General features: G+C 65.2%; 15 protein-coding genes. 6 read left to right on the top strand and 9 right to left on the bottom strand.

The features are described from left to right. Positions 1–93: 93 nt before the first annotated feature. Both GGD90_RS05905 and GGD90_RS05900 read right to left on the bottom strand, forming a co-directional pair. Complete coding sequence (locus GGD90_RS05905) at positions 94–1539, bottom strand: ATP-binding protein (protein ID WP_153115328.1); 1446 nt, start codon at positions 1537–1539, stop codon at positions 94–96. Further along, complete coding sequence (locus GGD90_RS05900; RefSeq protein WP_153115327.1) at positions 1526–2236, bottom strand: winged helix-turn-helix domain-containing protein; 711 nt, start codon at positions 2234–2236, stop codon at positions 1526–1528. Before GGD90_RS05900 ends, GGD90_RS05905 begins: the two co-directional genes overlap by 14 nt. Positions 2237–2493: 257 nt before the next feature. Between GGD90_RS05900 and GGD90_RS05895 the strand changes: the two genes are divergently transcribed. Continuing rightward, complete coding sequence (locus GGD90_RS05895; RefSeq protein WP_153115326.1) at positions 2494–2979, top strand: disulfide bond formation protein B; 486 nt, start codon at positions 2494–2496, stop codon at positions 2977–2979. Positions 2980–2985: 6 nt separating this feature from the next. On the opposite strand, the gene dut is transcribed toward GGD90_RS05895, so the two are convergent. Together dut and coaBC are read right to left on the bottom strand one after the other, a co-directional pair. Then, positions 2986–3435, bottom strand: a complete 450-nt coding sequence (dut, locus tag GGD90_RS05890; RefSeq protein WP_153115325.1) for a dUTP diphosphatase — start codon at positions 3433–3435, stop codon at positions 2986–2988. Continuing rightward, complete coding sequence (coaBC, locus tag GGD90_RS05885) at positions 3435–4622, bottom strand: bifunctional phosphopantothenoylcysteine decarboxylase/phosphopantothenate--cysteine ligase CoaBC (RefSeq protein WP_153115324.1); 1188 nt, start codon at positions 4620–4622, stop codon at positions 3435–3437. Before coaBC ends, dut begins: the two co-directional genes overlap by 1 nt. 62 nt (positions 4623–4684) lie before the next feature. On the opposite strand from coaBC, the gene radC reads away from it, so the two are divergent. From radC to rpmG, 3 genes are all read left to right on the top strand, one after another. Further along, positions 4685–5362, top strand: coding sequence for a RadC family protein (radC, locus tag GGD90_RS05880; RefSeq protein WP_153115323.1), 678 nt, complete (start codon positions 4685–4687; stop codon positions 5360–5362). A 141-nt stretch (positions 5363–5503) separates the two neighbouring features. After that, the gene (gene rpmB, locus GGD90_RS05875; protein ID WP_153115322.1) at positions 5504–5737 is read left to right on the top strand and encodes a 50S ribosomal protein L28; all 234 of its coding nucleotides are present in this window, start codon (positions 5504–5506) and stop codon (positions 5735–5737) included. Positions 5738–5759: 22 nt separating this feature from the next. Next, on the top strand, positions 5760–5915 hold the full coding sequence (rpmG, locus tag GGD90_RS05870; protein ID WP_153115321.1) for a 50S ribosomal protein L33: 156 nt from the start codon (positions 5760–5762) through the stop codon (positions 5913–5915). 145 nt (positions 5916–6060) lie between these two features. Here the strand turns inward: rpmG and aceK are convergent, their stop codons facing one another. Further along, the gene (aceK, locus tag GGD90_RS05865; RefSeq protein ID WP_153115320.1) at positions 6061–7848 is read right to left on the bottom strand and encodes a bifunctional isocitrate dehydrogenase kinase/phosphatase; all 1788 of its coding nucleotides are present in this window, start codon (positions 7846–7848) and stop codon (positions 6061–6063) included. Positions 7849–8238: 390 nt separating this feature from the next. Between aceK and icd the strand changes: the two genes are divergently transcribed. Then, complete coding sequence (gene icd / locus GGD90_RS05860) at positions 8239–9471, top strand: NADP-dependent isocitrate dehydrogenase (protein ID WP_153115319.1); 1233 nt, start codon at positions 8239–8241, stop codon at positions 9469–9471. A 322-nt stretch (positions 9472–9793) separates the two neighbouring features. Beyond that, a complete protein-coding gene (locus tag GGD90_RS05855; RefSeq protein WP_184414973.1) occupies positions 9794–10237 on the top strand; it encodes a GreA/GreB family elongation factor in 444 nt (147 codons plus the stop codon). A 16-nt stretch (positions 10238–10253) separates the two neighbouring features. Here the strand turns inward: GGD90_RS05855 and GGD90_RS05850 are convergent, their stop codons facing one another. From GGD90_RS05850 to aceB, 4 genes are all read right to left on the bottom strand, one after another. Beyond that, positions 10254–11189: a nucleoside recognition domain-containing protein gene (locus tag GGD90_RS05850; protein ID WP_153115317.1), complete on the bottom strand. Its 936-nt coding sequence runs from the start codon at positions 11187–11189 to the stop codon at positions 10254–10256. 19 nt (positions 11190–11208) lie between these two features. After that, positions 11209–11961: an LrgB family protein gene (locus tag GGD90_RS05845; protein WP_153115316.1), complete on the bottom strand. Its 753-nt coding sequence runs from the start codon at positions 11959–11961 to the stop codon at positions 11209–11211. 13 nt (positions 11962–11974) lie between these two features. Further along, positions 11975–12334 carry a CidA/LrgA family protein gene (locus GGD90_RS05840; RefSeq protein WP_153115315.1) on the bottom strand — a complete coding sequence of 120 codons (360 nt, stop codon included), beginning with the start codon at positions 12332–12334 and terminating at the stop codon, positions 11975–11977. A gap of 175 nt (positions 12335–12509) precedes the next feature. After that, entirely contained in the window at positions 12510–14108 is a 1599-nt protein-coding gene (gene aceB, locus GGD90_RS05835; protein WP_153115314.1) for a malate synthase A, read from the bottom strand. Between the last annotated feature and the right edge of the window lie 22 nt (positions 14109–14130).

The raw sequence follows: 14130 nt of genomic DNA, 5'->3' as shown, positions 1-14130 counted from the left end.
CTCGGCTTCGCGCGGGCGCGGGCCCAGGCGCAGGCGCAGGCGCAGGCGCAGGCGCAGGCGGCTCATTGCGCCGTCCGCGCGCCTGCTTATGCCTCAGTTATTGATGCCGGACTGCGTTACCGGCCAGCTCAAGGTGAAGCGTGCCCCCCCGAGCGGCGCTTCGTCCGCCGATGCCAAGCCATGGTGCTGCTCAAGCACCTGCCGGGCGATCGCCAGCCCCAGTCCGTAGCCACCGGTCGAGCGGTCGCGCGAGCTGTCGAGACGGGTGAATGCCGAGAAGACGCGTTCGCGTTCTTCGGGCGGAATGCCGCAGCCATCGTCGTCGACGTGGATGGCGATGCGGTCGTCGATCAGTTCGGCACTGACTTCGATACGCGAGCGCGCGTACTTGATGGCGTTGCGCAGCAGGTTGGTGATCGCGTAAGGCATGCTCTTGCGGTCGAGTTCGACCTGCAGGCCTTCCGGCACGGCGCGCGTGTCGACCGTCAGGTCGAGGCGGCGGCCGAGGATGCGCATTGATTCGACTTCTTCTTCCAGCCAGGGCGAGAACTCGACCGGCGACAGGTGCAGTTCCGGCGGTTCGCGTTCAAAACGCGCGTAGGTGAGGCTGGAGTCGATCAGGCCGTCGAGTTCGTCGAGGTCGTCTTCCATCATCCGGCGCAGGCGGTCGCGTTCGCTGCTCTCGTCGGTTTCGGAGATCATTTCCAACTCGAAACGCATACGCGCGATCGGTGTGCGCAATTCATGCGAGATGGCGCTCGACAATTCCTTCTGTGTGGCGATCAGTCGCTGGATGCGTTCGGCCATGCCGTCGAAGGTTTCGGCGAGCAGATCGAAAGCGCTGCTGCGGATGCGTGGCGCGCGTGCGTCGAGCTGCCCGTCGCCGAGGGCGCGTGCGGTCTGGCGCATCGCTTCCAGATCGCGCCAGAACGGGCGCACGAAGAACCACACGGCGATGGCCAGCACGACGCCGATCACCGTCCATGTCAGCAGCCGGATGCGCAGTTCCATCGACAGGCTGCCGTGGTATTCGGCATTGGCGCGTGGCGACAGCGGGCCGACCACCAGAACCTGCGAGGTTTCCTTGAGCCGGTGGTAGAGGATGTCGCCATCGGGCGAAACCGCCATGTCGCCGGAGTCGAGGCGTTCGGCCTGTTTCTGTTCAAGCCGGAGCGTCCAGCGTTCGACAATGTCGAGGCGGTAAGCGAACTTCTCGTCGATCGCCTTGACCGCGGTCGGCCATTCGGCGCGCGGATGGCGGAACAGTTCGTCCTCGATCAGAACGATGGTGCCGCGCATGAAGCGGCTCATGTAGTCTTCGGTGACGCCGCGGATGGCCGTCGAGATGACGAAATCGGCGAACAGCGCGATGACGATGAACGAACTGGCGGCGAGCAGGTAGACGTTGAAGAACAGCTTCGACAGGCTGTAATGCCCACGCCACGGTGCCGGCTTGTAGCGGCCGAAGATCGCCAGCAGCTTGTGGCCGCCGCCGTTGCTCGCGCGGCCCGCGCTGCTGCCGTTGCTATTGCCAGTCATGCTTGCTGAACAGATAGCCCTTGCCGCGTACCGTCTTGATTCGCTTGGGGTTGTCCGGGTCGTCGCCGAGTTTCTTGCGCAAGCGGGAAATGCGCGCGTCGATCGAGCGGTCGAGGCCGTCGAAACCGATGCCGCGCAATTGCTGCAGCAGGTCGTCGCGCGACAGGATGTTGCCGGCGTGCTGCGCCAGCAGCCAGAGGAGATCGAACTCGGCGGTAGTCAGTTCGATGACCTCGTCGCCGAGGTGTGCGGTGCGCGTTTCCTGGCTGATGCGGAAGCGGCCGAAAGCCAGCTCGGCGTCGGCATCGCTCTGCATCGTGCCGCCGCTGGTGGTCGGTGTGCGCCGCAGCAGGGCCTTGATGCGAGCGAGCAGCAGTCGCGGCTGCGCCGGTTTGGCAATGTAGTCGTCGGCGCCAAGTTCGAGACCGAGAATCTGGTCGAAATCCTCGTCGCGGGCGGTGAGCATGACGATGACGCCGCTGTAATGCGGGCGAATCATGCGGCAGACCTCGAAGCCGTCCTTGCCCGGCAACATCACGTCGAGCACGACGAGATCGGGCCGCTCGCCGAGGATGCGCGCTTCGGCGGTGTCGCCGCGCGACTCGATGCTGACCTCGAAATCGTTCTTGCGCAGATACTCTGCGGTCAGGTCGGCCAGGCGTTCATCGTCTTCAACGAGCAGGATGCGTGTTTTCATCGCGTCATGATAGCCCGAGCGCGCCGAAGAATGAACCTTCTCGCACGGCTACGCGCGCTGCCGCCGCGCAGTGCCCCGGCTTCCCGCGCCGGATGGCAGCGAGCAGGCGTTTGGTGTCGGCCACTGCTTGCCTTTAGAATCATTCGCCTCATCCCGGCGCTGGCCGGTTTTCGGGAGTGGTACAGCATGAACAGCGGCAAAACGCGAGACGGCATGCCGGGGAAAAAACGCCGCGTTGCGGGTGCTGGGTTTGGCGCATGCGCCTGAGTGCACGTGCGAACTTCGGCGTGATCGCCATCAGTGCCGCCGGGGCGGCTGTCGGCGGCTGGGCGCTCGGCGAGTTGCTGCGGCTGAATGCCTGCCATCTGTGCATTTTCCAGCGCCTGCTCTGCCTGCTGCTGGCAATCGTCGCGCTGGCCGGCGTGCTGCTGCCGTCGGCGCGTCGGCTGTTGGGATCGTTCGCCGCGCTGACCGCCGCCGGCGGCCTGGCGACGGCGCTCTACCAGAGCTGGCAGCAGTACGCGCCTGACCCGGCGAACGAATGCGCTTTCGGCGAGCCGACGCTGATCGAAAGGCTGGTCGACTGGTTCGGCATGCAGTGGCCGTCGCTGTTCATGGTGACGGGTTTCTGCTCAAGCAAGGAGTGGGTTTTCCTCGGACTGTCGATGGCCAACTGGGCGGCTTTCCTGTTTGCCGGCCTTCTTGCGCTGTCCTTGCGACTGGTGCTCAGCCGTCCGCGCTGAGCGCTTTCAGCGCCGTCCGGTGCTGCCGAAACCACCGGCGCCGCGCTCGCTGGCGGCAAACTCGTCGACCACCCGGAATTGCGCCTGCACGACCGGAACGATGACCAGCTGCGCCAGCCGCTCGAGCGGATTGAGCGTAAAGCTCGCACTGCCGCGGTTCCAAGTCGACACCATGATCTCGCCCTGGTAGTCCGAATCGATCAGCCCGACCAGATTGCCGAGGACGATGCCGTGTTTGTGGCCGAGTCCCGAACGCGGCAGGATCAGTGCGGCGTAGCCGGGGTCGGCAATGTGCAGCGCGATGCCGGTCGGCACCAGATGCGTTTCTCCGGGATTGATCTCTAGCGGCGCCGGAATGCAGGCGCGCAGGTCAAGGCCGGCGGCGCCGGCAGTCGCGTAATGCGGTGGCGATTCCTGCAGACGCGGGTCGAGCAGGCGGATGTCGATGGCTTGCATCAGCGGGGCTCCAGCAAATTGGCAATGCGCGCGACGATCTGCCGCGCCAGTTCGATTTTCGGCGCTACCGGTAGCGGGTGCCGGCCCTCATCGTCGAACAGTGTCAGCGTCGCCTGATCGCTGCCCAGAGACTCCTGCACCAGATTGCCGACGATCAGCGGGATCCCCTTGCGTTGACGTTTGGCTTCGGCGTTCTCGCCCAGTTGCTCGCTCTCGGCGGCGAAGCCGACACAAAACGGCGGTTTCGCCAGCGCTGCCACTTCGGCGAGGATGTCCGGGTTTTCGACCAGCTTGATCGCCGGTGGCGAGCCCTTTTTCTTGATCTTCTGCATCGACATCGTTTCCGGCCGGTAGTCGGCAACCGCAGCGACGCCGATGAAAACGTCACAGTGCGCGGCATGGCGCATCACCTCCTCGCGCATCTCCAGCGCGCTGCTGGTCTCGATGCGCACGACGCGATGCGGCCGTTGCAGATGTACCGGCCCGGAAACGAGCGTGACTTCGGCGCCGGCTTCGCGGCAGGCACGCGCCAGGGCGTAACCCATGCGTCCCGACGACAGATTGGTGATGCCGCGGACCGGGTCAATGGCTTCGAAAGTCGGTCCGGCGGTGAGCAGGACGCGCCTGCCGGCGAGCGGTTTGGGCTGGAAGTGATCGATCAGTTCGGTGACGATTTCGTCTGGTTCGATCATTCGCCCGAGGCCGTTTTCGCCGCAGGCCTGATCGCCGGAGCCGGGGCCGAGAATGCTGATACCGTCGTGCTTGAGCAGGGCGATGTTGCGCTGCGTCGCCGGGTTGTCCCACATCTGCCGGTTCATCGCCGGCGCCACCAGCATGGCGCAGTTGCGCGCCAGCGACAGGGTGGTCAGCAGGTCGCCGGCCATGCCGTGGGCGACCTTGGCGAGAAAGTCGGCCGACGCCGGCGCGATCAGGATGGCGTCGGCCTCGCGCGAGAGATCGATGTGCGCCATGTTGTTGGCGACGCGCGCATCCCATTGGTCGGTGTAAACCGGCCGCCCGGACAGCGCCTGGAAGGTCACCGAGCTGACGAAACGCGTCGCCGCCTCGGTCATCGCCACCTGCACCGAAGCGCCCTGGCGGATGAGCAGGCGGACGAGTTCTGCCGCCTTGTAGGCAGCAATGCCGCCGGTGACACCGAGCACGATGCGCTTGCCGCTTAATTCCATATGCGTTTTTCCTGGGGCGTGAATAGAATGGCGAAGGCGATAATTCTACTGGGGAATCCGTCGTGGCGATCAGTGACTGGCCGGTCGGCGAACGTCCGCGTGAGCGGCTCCTGGCGCAGGGGGCGGCGGCCTTGTCGGACGCCGAACTGCTCGCCATCTTCCTGCGCGTCGGCGTTCGCGGCAAGAGCGCCGTCGATCTGGCGCGCGAACTGATCGAACGTTTCGGCAGTCTGGCGCGGCTCTTTGCGGCGACGCAGGACGAACTCGCCAAGGTCTCCGGCATGGGGCCGGCCAAGTACGTGCAATTGCAGGCCGTGCTCGAAATGGCCAAGCGCTCGCTCAATGCCGAGTTGCGCGCAGCCACCGTCTTTTCTTCGCCGGGCGCTGTGCGCGACTATCTGCGCCTGCGTCTTGCCGGCTTGCAGCACGAGGTGTTCTTCGCGCTGTGGGTCGATGCGCAGAATCGCCTCATCAGCGCCGAAGAGCTGTTCCGCGGCACGCTGACGCAGACCTCGGTGTACCCGCGCGAGGTCGTCAAGATCGCGCTGGCGCATAACGCTGCGGCGGTGATCCTCGCGCACAACCATCCGTCCGGCGTCGCCGAGCCCTCGCGCGCCGACGAGGCGCTGACGCACGAGCTGAAGCAGGCGCTGGCGCTCATTGATGTGCGCGTGCTTGATCATTTCATCGTCGCCGGAACGGCTTTGCCGCTATCCTTCGCCGAACGCGGCCTGCTCTGAGCGATGTCCGCCGACGCCGCCGCGCCGGACGTCGCAAGTTCTCTCCGCTCAGGCACTTTTCCCAAAAAGGGCTTGAGTCTTCCGGGGGCTTTACGATAGAATCGCCGGCTTTCTTATCCCGCATCAATTGGAGCGACAATCATGGCGCGTGTTTGCCAGGTAACGGGCAAGGGCCCGATGGTTGGGAACAATGTGTCCCATGCCAACAACAGAACGAAGCGCCGCTTCCTCCCGAATCTGCAATATCGCCGTTTCTGGGTCGAAAGCGAGAATCGCTGGGTGCGTCTGCGCGTGTCGGCAGCTGCGCTGCGCACGATCGACAAGAACGGCATCGACGAGACGCTCGCAGATCTGCGCGCTCGCGGCGAAATCTGAACGCCACTGAGGAGCCTCGACCATGCGTGAAAAGATCAAGCTCGAATCGACCGCCGGCACCGGTCATTTCTACACGACGACCAAGAACAAGCGCACCAAGCCCGAAAAGCTGGAGATCAAGAAGTACGATCCGAAGGCGCGCAAGCACGTGACCTACAAGGAAACCAAGCTCAAATAATCCCGGGCTGTTCCTGACAGGCTTGAAAAAAATCCCGCTGCGGCGGGATTTTTTTCGTCGGTGACTCGCTGTCGCGGCGCTGCGGCTTGTCGGCGGCGTGCCGGTCGCTGCATCGCAGCGCCGGCGCTCGCGGCCGGGTGCTGCTTCAAGCCGGACGGCCGTTGCGCCGGGTATTGGCGGTTCGCCGCGCCGCGAAAACGCGGCAGAAACGGATCGATTCCGGGTAGGGAAAGAAGTCCTCGACGTGCCCCTCGCGGATGCGTCGCTGCTTTTCCTTCCAGAAGGCCGGGCTGAGCAGATCGCGGTGCCGCTTGAGAAAGGCCGTGCGTACGCGCGGATCGCCGAGCAGGAAGGCGGCGAATTCCTCAGGGAAGACATCGTTCTTCGCCACCGAGTACCAGGGCTCACCGGACATCTCCATTTCCGGATACGGCGCCTCGGGAATGTCGCGGAAGTTGCAGTCGGTCATGTACTCGATTTCGTCGTAGTCGTAGAAGACGACGCGACCGTAGCGGGTGACGCCGAAGTTCTTCCACAGCATGTCGCCGGGGAAGATGTTGGCGCTGGCCAGTTCGCGGATCGAGTTGCCGTATTCGAGGACGACGTCGTCGATCTGCTCGGGTATGGCGCGATCAAGGTAGATGTTGAGCGGCACCATGCGCCGCTCGATGTAGACGTGCTTGATGATGATGTCGTCGCCTTCCTCGTCGATCATCGACGGCGCCAGCGTGCGCAACTCTTCGAGCAGTTCGGCCGAGAAGCGCTTCTTCGGCAGCGCCACGTGCGAGAACTCGAGCGTATCGGCCATGCGGCCGACGCGGTCCACCTGCTTCACCAGCAGGTACTTGGCCTGCACCGTCGCGCGGTCGGTGTCCTTGCTGCTGCCGAAGACGTCCTTGATTACCTTGAAGACGTAGGGGTAGGACTGCAGCGTGAACACCAGCATGACCAGCCCGCGAATGCCGTGGGCAATGATGAACTGGTCTTCCGAGTGGCGCAGGTGCTGCATCAGGTCGCGGAAGAACAGGATCTTGCCCTGCTTGCCGAGGCCGAGCATGGTGTAGATCTCGGAACGCGGCTTGGTCGGCATGATGTTGCGCAGGAACTTGACGTAGGCCGACGGCACCTCCATGTCGACCATGAAATAGGCGCGCGACAGCGAGAAGAGCAGGCCGATGCGCCAGGCGTCGAGCAGGATGGTGTCGATGATCAGTTCGCCGCGCTCGGTGTGCAGGACCGGCACGGCGAACGGATATTCCTGGTGGCCGTTGACCGCGGTGCCGATGATGTAGGCCGCCTTGTTGCGGTAGAAGGCCGAATAGAGCACCTGGATCTGTGCGTTGGCCTCGGCCTTTGGCCAATCGCCGAAATGGCGCTTCAGCGCGCGCATCAGGTAGCTGATGTCGCGCTCAAGGTTCTCGAAGGGCAGCGTCCAGTCGAAGTCGAGGATGATGCGGCGGATGGCGTTGCGCAGGCCATGCTGCATCGGGTAGTAGCTGGAGTAGGTCGGCGGATCGGAGTCGATGTACTCGGTCGACGCCGCCGGCCGGGCGAAGATGTAGTCGTTGTTGTAATAGCTGCGATCGAGCAGCTTGCCGCATACCGAGTTGAAGAAGGTTTCGGCAAGTTCCGGCTGCTTGTGGTTGATCAGGTGGCCGATGTAGTAGAACTTCAGTTGCTGCCAGCCGTCGTCATCGAGCGTTTCGCCGCCGAGGATTTCGCGCAATTGCCCGAGCGTCTCGTGCACCCGGTCGTCGTAGGAGCGGATGCGCTCGCGCACGCCGTGCTGCGCGCCTTTCCAGTCGGCCGCCTCATAGAGCCCCTTGGCTTCGCGCGCATACTCGCGGATCAGCCGGTAGTGACGGTTGAAGCCGTCGATCATCACCGCGGCCATGCAGTGGGCAAGCGGGTTGTGGAGCTTGGCGATATCCATGCGGGCGGGCTTTGCTGAGGGAAGTCGCCGCTGATTGTAGCATCGCTGCTTATCGCCTCCGGGCAAGCCGGGGGCGCTCGTGGCAAGCGCCGTCCGGCGTCGCTGTCGGGCCGTCGTGGCCTGGCGAAAAGCGCCCCGGCGCTGGCGAAGCGCGCGTTTTGGCGCCATAATCCGGGCCGTCGAAGCCATCCTTCGCTTCGCTCCGTCGTTGCGCTGCCGGTGCTTACCCGTAGCGGCATTCACCGCAACTTTTGGCCCCGTTTTTCTGTCGGAGAGGATCGTGGGCGCTTTCCCCGCTATCTTTTGCTGCAGCTTTCCTGCGCTCGCCGGCCGGGCAAGTCTGCGGTACACATCGACAACCTGACACAATCAACCTCGCATGGAGTCGGAATGAGCGTTAGTTCCCAGATCAAGGTCCCGCAGGGCGGGCAGAAAATCGTTCCCGGGCAGCCCACCCCGGACAACCCCATCATTCCGTTCATCGAAGGCGACGGTATCGGCGTGGACATCACGCCGGTGATGATCAAGGTCGTCGATGCCGCGGTGAGCAAGGCCTACGCCGGCAAGCGCCAGATCCACTGGATGGAGGTTTACGCCGGCGAGAAGTCGACGCGCCTCTACGGTGCCGACCAATGGCTGCCGGCCGAGACCTTCGCCGCGCTCAAGGAATACTCGGTGTCGATCAAGGGGCCGATGACGACGCCGGTCGGCGGCGGCATCCGCTCGCTCAACGTCGCGCTGCGCCAGGAACTCGACCTCTACCAATGTGTGCGCCCGGTACGCTACTTCAAGGGCGTGCCGTCGCCGCTGAAGGATCCGTCGAAGACCGACATGGTCATCTACCGCGAGAACACCGAAGACATCTACGCCGGTATCGAATGGCAGGCGGGCTCGGACGCCTGCAGGAAGGTGATCGACTTCCTGCAGAACGAGATGGGCGTGCGCAAGATCCGTTTCCCGGAAACTTCGGGAATCGGCATCAAGCCGGTGTCGCGCGAAGGCACCGAACGTCTGGTGCGCGCCGCGATCAAGTACGCCATCGCCAACAAGCGCCGCTCGGTGACGATCGTGCACAAGGGCAACATCATGAAGTACACCGAAGGTGGCTTCCGTGACTGGGCCTACGCGCTCGCCAAGAACGAATTCGGCGGCGTCGAGATCGACGGCGGCCCGTGGCTCAAGCTGCCCAACGGCATCATCATCAAGGACGCCATCGCCGACGCCTTCCTGCAGCAGATACTGTTGCGTCCGGGCGAGTACGACGTGATCGCAACGCTCAACCTGAACGGCGACTACGTTTCCGACGCGCTCGCCGCGCAGGTCGGCGGCATCGGCATCGCGCCGGGAGCCAACATCTCCGACCAGTACGCGTGTTTCGAAGCGACGCATGGCACGGCGCCGAAGTACGCCGGCCTCGACAAGGTGAACCCGGGTTCGCTGATCCTCTCCGCCGAAATGATGCTGCGCCACCTTGGCTGGAGCGAAGCCGCCGATCTGATCATCAAGTCGATGGAAGCGGCGATCGGCGACAAGGTCGTTACCTACGATTTCGCGCGCCTGATGGATGGCGCCACCGAGGTGTCGTGTTCGGCCTTCGGCGATGCGATGATCGAGCGCATGTAAGCTGTCGGCGCCGGAGCGATTCCGGCGCCTGATTTTCCCGAAGCGATGCCGGCTTTTTTCTCCTCCTCCCTCTCCTGTCCGCGCTCCCGCGCGGCCGCTGCGCCGCTGGCGCTGTGGCCGACCGGTGTGCGGCTTGCTGCCGCCTGCCTTTCTGCTGCCCGGCGTTTGCGCTGATCGAATGATCGGCCAGCGCCGGGCGAAGGACGCCGGCGCTGGCGCCGGTGCATGCAGGACGCCCACTTTGGGCACCTTTGTGGACACATTCGCGGACGCTGGCACTCCTCGCCGGCTGTCTTGTGATCAGGCAAAACAGGAGAAGGAAATGAATCACAGCAGCCTCAACGAAGCCGCCGATGCGGCGCATTTCATCAACAGTCTGGATCGGCAGCGGCTGGTGCCGCTGATCGAGCGCGCCTGCGGGCGCGGCGACGACGCCGTGCCGCGTGCGCGCGAGGTGTTGCGTCGCGTATGTCAGGCGGTCGTGCTGCCGCCACAGGCGGTACCGGCCGATCTGGTGACGATGAACTCGACAGTCTCGCTGCATGCCGTCGACGGCAGCCGCACTTGCGAGCTGACGCTGGTTTATCCCGAAGACAGCGATCCCGACGAGCTGTGCTGCTCGATCTTCAGTTCCGTGGGGGCAGCAGTTTTCGGCCGTCGTGTCGGCGAGGAAGTCCACATTGACGAGGCCGGCTTTGCTGGTACGCGCTGGGTAATCGCTGCCATTCCCTTTCAGCCGGAAGCGCACGGCTGGCACACGATGTGAGTGCGTCCGGCAGGCTCTAGAGCAGCGCCTGCCCGAGCATGCGACAGCCGATGCCGACTGCCGCACCAAGCGCCGCCGGCTTCCAGACGGCGGCGGTACGCCGGCCGGCCGAGATGAGCACGGCGACGCCGGGGATATCGAGCGGGTGGATGAGGAAACCGGCGCTGGCGTTCATCAAGGCCGGCGTCGCCGCGCCGCTCTTCAGCATTTCGTCCATCACGCCCATCATCGCCGTGCCGCCGGCGAGCAACTTGGTCAGCGTCGGCAGCACCAGCACCGGGTCGACGCCGGCATAGCTGAGTGCTGGCGCCAGCGCTGACGTCAGCGCATCGATGGCGCCGGCGCTGCGCAGCGCGGTGACGACGACCAGCGACAGCACCAGCATCGGGATGGCGCCGACGGCGATCCTGAAGGCTTCGGCGCCGGCGCGGTTGATCACGTCGAGAACACCCTTCGCGTCTGCGGCCTGCGCGTGCTGCAGGTGTTCGTCGAGAACGGCTTCGCTGGCGTCGAGCTGGCGGCCGAAGAGATGATAGGTGGCCGCTGCGGCGACCAGTCCGCCGATGAGCGAGAGCAGCAGCGTACGGCCGAGGTCGAGGCCGAGCGCCACCAGCGGGAAGACGACGTTGGCCTGCGCCATGGACATCACCATCGCCAGCGTTGCTGCCAGATGCCGCGACGAGGTGCCGCGGCTCTCCATCATCGTCAGCGTCGCCACCGGCGCGGCAAAGCTGACGAAGCTCACCTGCAGCGCAGCGAAGACGCCGAGCCCGGTCAGTCCAAGTGGCCTGAGCAGCGGCGCCAGTCGCGCCACCAGCCAGTCGAGCGCGCCCCTGGCTTCGAGCAGGCGCATCAGCGCGAGCATGACGACCATGATCGGCAGCAGCACGAACAGCGACAATTCGACCGCCGAGCGGCCGGCGCGCAGGATGATGTCGATCAGGATTTCCATCGGGGTCGCGTCTGCTACTTCAGTGGCCGGCAAGCAGTGGCAGCAGCGGCGGCACCAGCCAAGGCAGCGTCAACGCCGCGAAGGCGCCGCCAAGACCCATCGCCAGTGCTGCGAAAGCGCCCGCTTCCTCGCTGATCTGCAGCGCGCGCGCCGAGCCGATGCCGTGCGCGGCGAGTCCGAGCGCGAAGCCGACACTAGCGTCGTCGCGCACGCCGAGGCGGCGCAGCAGGCCGCTGCCGACGACGGCGCCGAGGATGCCGGTGAGGATGACGACGACGGCGGTCAGCGAAGCGAGCCCGCCGATGCGTTCGGCGATGCCCATGGCGATCGGCGTCGTTACCGATTTCGGTGCCAGCGAGGCGATCGTTGCCGGACTGGCGCCGAGCGCGGCGGCGATCAGGCACGCCGACAGCGCCGCGGCCAGCGAACCGGCGACCAGCGCGATGGCGATCGGTCCAGCGCGTTCGACGATGCGCTGCCGCTGGCCGTAAAGCGGCACCGCGAGCGCAACAGTGGCCGGGCCGAGCAGGAAGTGTACGAACTGCGCGCCTTCGAAGTAGCGCGCGTAAGGCGTGCCGGTGGCGAGCAGCACCGTCGCCAACAGGGCGACGGCGATCAGCACCGGATTGGCCGCCGGGTGGCCGCGCAGGCGGCGCTGCAACGCGAAGGCAGCAGCGTAGGCGACCAGCGTCAGCGTCAGCCAGAGCAGCGGCTGCGTTTCCAGATATACCCAGATATCGTGGGCGGGGTGTCCGCCGATCACTGGGGGCATCGTGCGCCCCCGCTCATTGCTGCGTGTGCGCAGAGCTGCGCCGGCGGCTGAACCACGCCAGCGTCAGCCCGGCGACGGCGAGTCCGAGCAGGGTGCTGACGATCAGCGCGACGGCGATCGGCAGCGCTTCGTCGGCCAACCGGTGCAGGTGCAGCAGAACGCCGGTGCCGGCCGGCACGAAGAGCAGCGGCAGGTGCTGCAGCAGGCCGGCGGCGGTGCGCCGCTCGGACTCCTGCGGTCCGCCGCGTGCGAGCAGCCAGACGAACAGGAAAATCATGCCGAGTACCGGGCCCGGCACGGGTAGCTGCAGCAGCACGGCGAGCGTTTCGCCGAGCAACTGGCAGCAGAGGAAGAGGGCAAGCGCGGCGATCATTGGTGTTTCCGGCAGGCGGGAGGCCTGTAAGTGATGCGCCGTGTTCTACGCCTTTTGCCGGGAGTTGGCGAGCGCTGAGCTGGGCGGCAAGAACCGAGGATGCTTGGCGAAAACTTTCGGGGACGGGCGAGACGCGTCGGCTGACGCGCCTCGCCAGAGGTATTGCGTGAAGCGATCAGGCCATTGCCTCGTACAGCGGCAGCGTCAGGAACTCGGGGTACTCCGGCGTCAGCGACATGCGGTCGAAGATGTCGGCCGCCTGATCGTAGGTGGCGGTGTCCTCACCTTGCGCCGCGACGGCGGCCTTCACCTTCGCCAGTTCCTCGGCGATCATCGGCCGCACCATATCGACGGTCACCTTTCTACCGTCGTCGAGGATTCCCTTCGGCGAGACGACCCACTGCCACACCTGCGAGCGCGAGATTTCGGCGGTGGCGGCGTCTTCCATCAGATTGTGGATCGGCACGCAGCCGTTGCCGGCGAGCCACGAGCCGAGGTAGTGGATGCCGACGTTGATGTTGTTGCGCAAGCCGGCTTCGCTGATCGGTTGCGTCGGCTGGAAGTTGAGGAAGTCGGCGGCGGTGAACTCTTCATCGCGCTGCTTCTCCCACTGGTTCGGGCGCTCGCCGAGAACGCGGACGAACTCCTCGTGGGCGATGGCGACGAGACCCGGGTGCGCGACCCAGCCGCCGTCGAAGCCGTCGTTGGCGTCGCGCGCCTTGTCGTGGCGGATTCCGGCGAGCGCCTTCTCGTTGGCGACCGGGTCGTTCTTGATCGGGATCAGCGCGCTCATGCCGCCCATCGCCGGCGCGCCGCGCTTGTGGCAGGCCTTCACCAGCGCCAGCGCGTAGCTGCGCATGAACGGCACTTCCATGGTGATCACCGAGCGTTGCGCGAGACAGAAGTCGGGGTTCTTCTTGAACTTCTTGATGCACGAGAAGATGTAGTCCCAGCGTCCGGCGTTGAGTCCGGCCGAGTGCTCGCGCAGCTCATAGAGGATTTCTTCCATCTCGAAGGTGGCGAGGATCGTCTCGATCAGCACGGTCGCCTTGATCGTGCCTCGCGGCAGCCCGACGTGTTCCTGCGCGGCGACGAAGACGTCGTTCCACAGGCGCGCTTCGAGGTGGCTTTCCATCTTCGGCAGGTAGAAGAAGGGGCCGGCGCCGCGCGCGACTTGTTCCTTCGCGTTGTGGAAGAAGACGAGGCCGAAGTCGAAAATGCCGCCGGAAACGCGCTGACCGTCGACGAGCACGTGCTTCTCGTCGAGGTGCCAGCCGCGCGGGCGGATCTGCAAGGTGGCGATCGTGTCGTTGAGTTTGTATTCCTTGCCGGCCTCGTTGCGGAACGACAGCTGGCGGCGGATCGCCTGGTACAGGTTGATCTGGCCCTGGATCTGGTTGTCCCAGTTCGGCGCGTTCGAGTCCTCGAAGTCGGTCATGTACGAATCGGCGCCCGAGTTGAAGGCGTTGATGATCATCTTCGCCTCGACCGGGCCGGTGATTTCGGTGCGACGGCGTTCCAGCGCCTTGGGCAGCGGCGCGATTTTCCAGTCGCCGGCGCGGATGTGCGCGGTTTCCGGCAGGTAGTCCGGCATCTCGCCGGCGTCGATGCGTGCCTGACGGGCGACGCGCGCGGCCAGTAGTTCCTGGCGACGCGACTCGAAGGCGCGGTGCAGTTTGGCGACGAGCGCTAGCGCGTCATGCGTCAGTACGCTTTCGTAGCCGGGCTTGAGCGGACCGGTGATTTGTACGCCTTGCGGCAGATTGAGGCTCATGGGGTCTCCTTGTCTGTTGTCG

Source organism: Rhodocyclus tenuis, from assembly GCF_014197755.1.
Taxonomy (GTDB): domain Bacteria; phylum Pseudomonadota; class Gammaproteobacteria; order Burkholderiales; family Rhodocyclaceae; genus Rhodocyclus; species Rhodocyclus tenuis.
The sequence above is the reverse complement of the archived record's forward strand: the minus strand, read 5'-3'. Positions and strand labels throughout refer to the sequence as shown.

Bases quoted from the DNA above. Each gene is read 5' to 3' on its own strand.
- rpmB (WP_153115322.1), top strand. From the start codon at position 5,504: ATGGCGCGTGTTTGCCAGGTAACGGGCAAGGGCCCGATGGTTGGGAAC.
- aceK (WP_153115320.1), bottom strand. From the start codon at position 7,848: ATGGATATCGCCAAGCTCCACAACCCGCTTGCCCACTGCATGGCCGCG.
- coaBC (WP_153115324.1), bottom strand. From the start codon at position 4,622: ATGGAATTAAGCGGCAAGCGCATCGTGCTCGGTGTCACCGGCGGCATT.
- GGD90_RS05855 (WP_184414973.1), top strand. From the start codon at position 9,794: ATGAATCACAGCAGCCTCAACGAAGCCGCCGATGCGGCGCATTTCATC.
- icd (WP_153115319.1), top strand. From the start codon at position 8,239: ATGAGCGTTAGTTCCCAGATCAAGGTCCCGCAGGGCGGGCAGAAAATC.
- GGD90_RS05845 (WP_153115316.1), bottom strand. From the start codon at position 11,961: ATGCCCCCAGTGATCGGCGGACACCCCGCCCACGATATCTGGGTATAT.
- GGD90_RS05850 (WP_153115317.1), bottom strand. From the start codon at position 11,189: ATGGAAATCCTGATCGACATCATCCTGCGCGCCGGCCGCTCGGCGGTC.
- rpmG (WP_153115321.1), top strand. From the start codon at position 5,760: ATGCGTGAAAAGATCAAGCTCGAATCGACCGCCGGCACCGGTCATTTC.
- GGD90_RS05840 (WP_153115315.1), bottom strand. From the start codon at position 12,334: ATGATCGCCGCGCTTGCCCTCTTCCTCTGCTGCCAGTTGCTCGGCGAA.
- GGD90_RS05905 (WP_153115328.1), bottom strand. From the start codon at position 1,539: ATGACTGGCAATAGCAACGGCAGCAGCGCGGGCCGCGCGAGCAACGGC.
- GGD90_RS05895 (WP_153115326.1), top strand. From the start codon at position 2,494: ATGCGCCTGAGTGCACGTGCGAACTTCGGCGTGATCGCCATCAGTGCC.
- dut (WP_153115325.1), bottom strand. From the start codon at position 3,435: ATGCAAGCCATCGACATCCGCCTGCTCGACCCGCGTCTGCAGGAATCG.
- GGD90_RS05900 (WP_153115327.1), bottom strand. From the start codon at position 2,236: ATGAAAACACGCATCCTGCTCGTTGAAGACGATGAACGCCTGGCCGAC.
- aceB (WP_153115314.1), bottom strand. From the start codon at position 14,108: ATGAGCCTCAATCTGCCGCAAGGCGTACAAATCACCGGTCCGCTCAAG.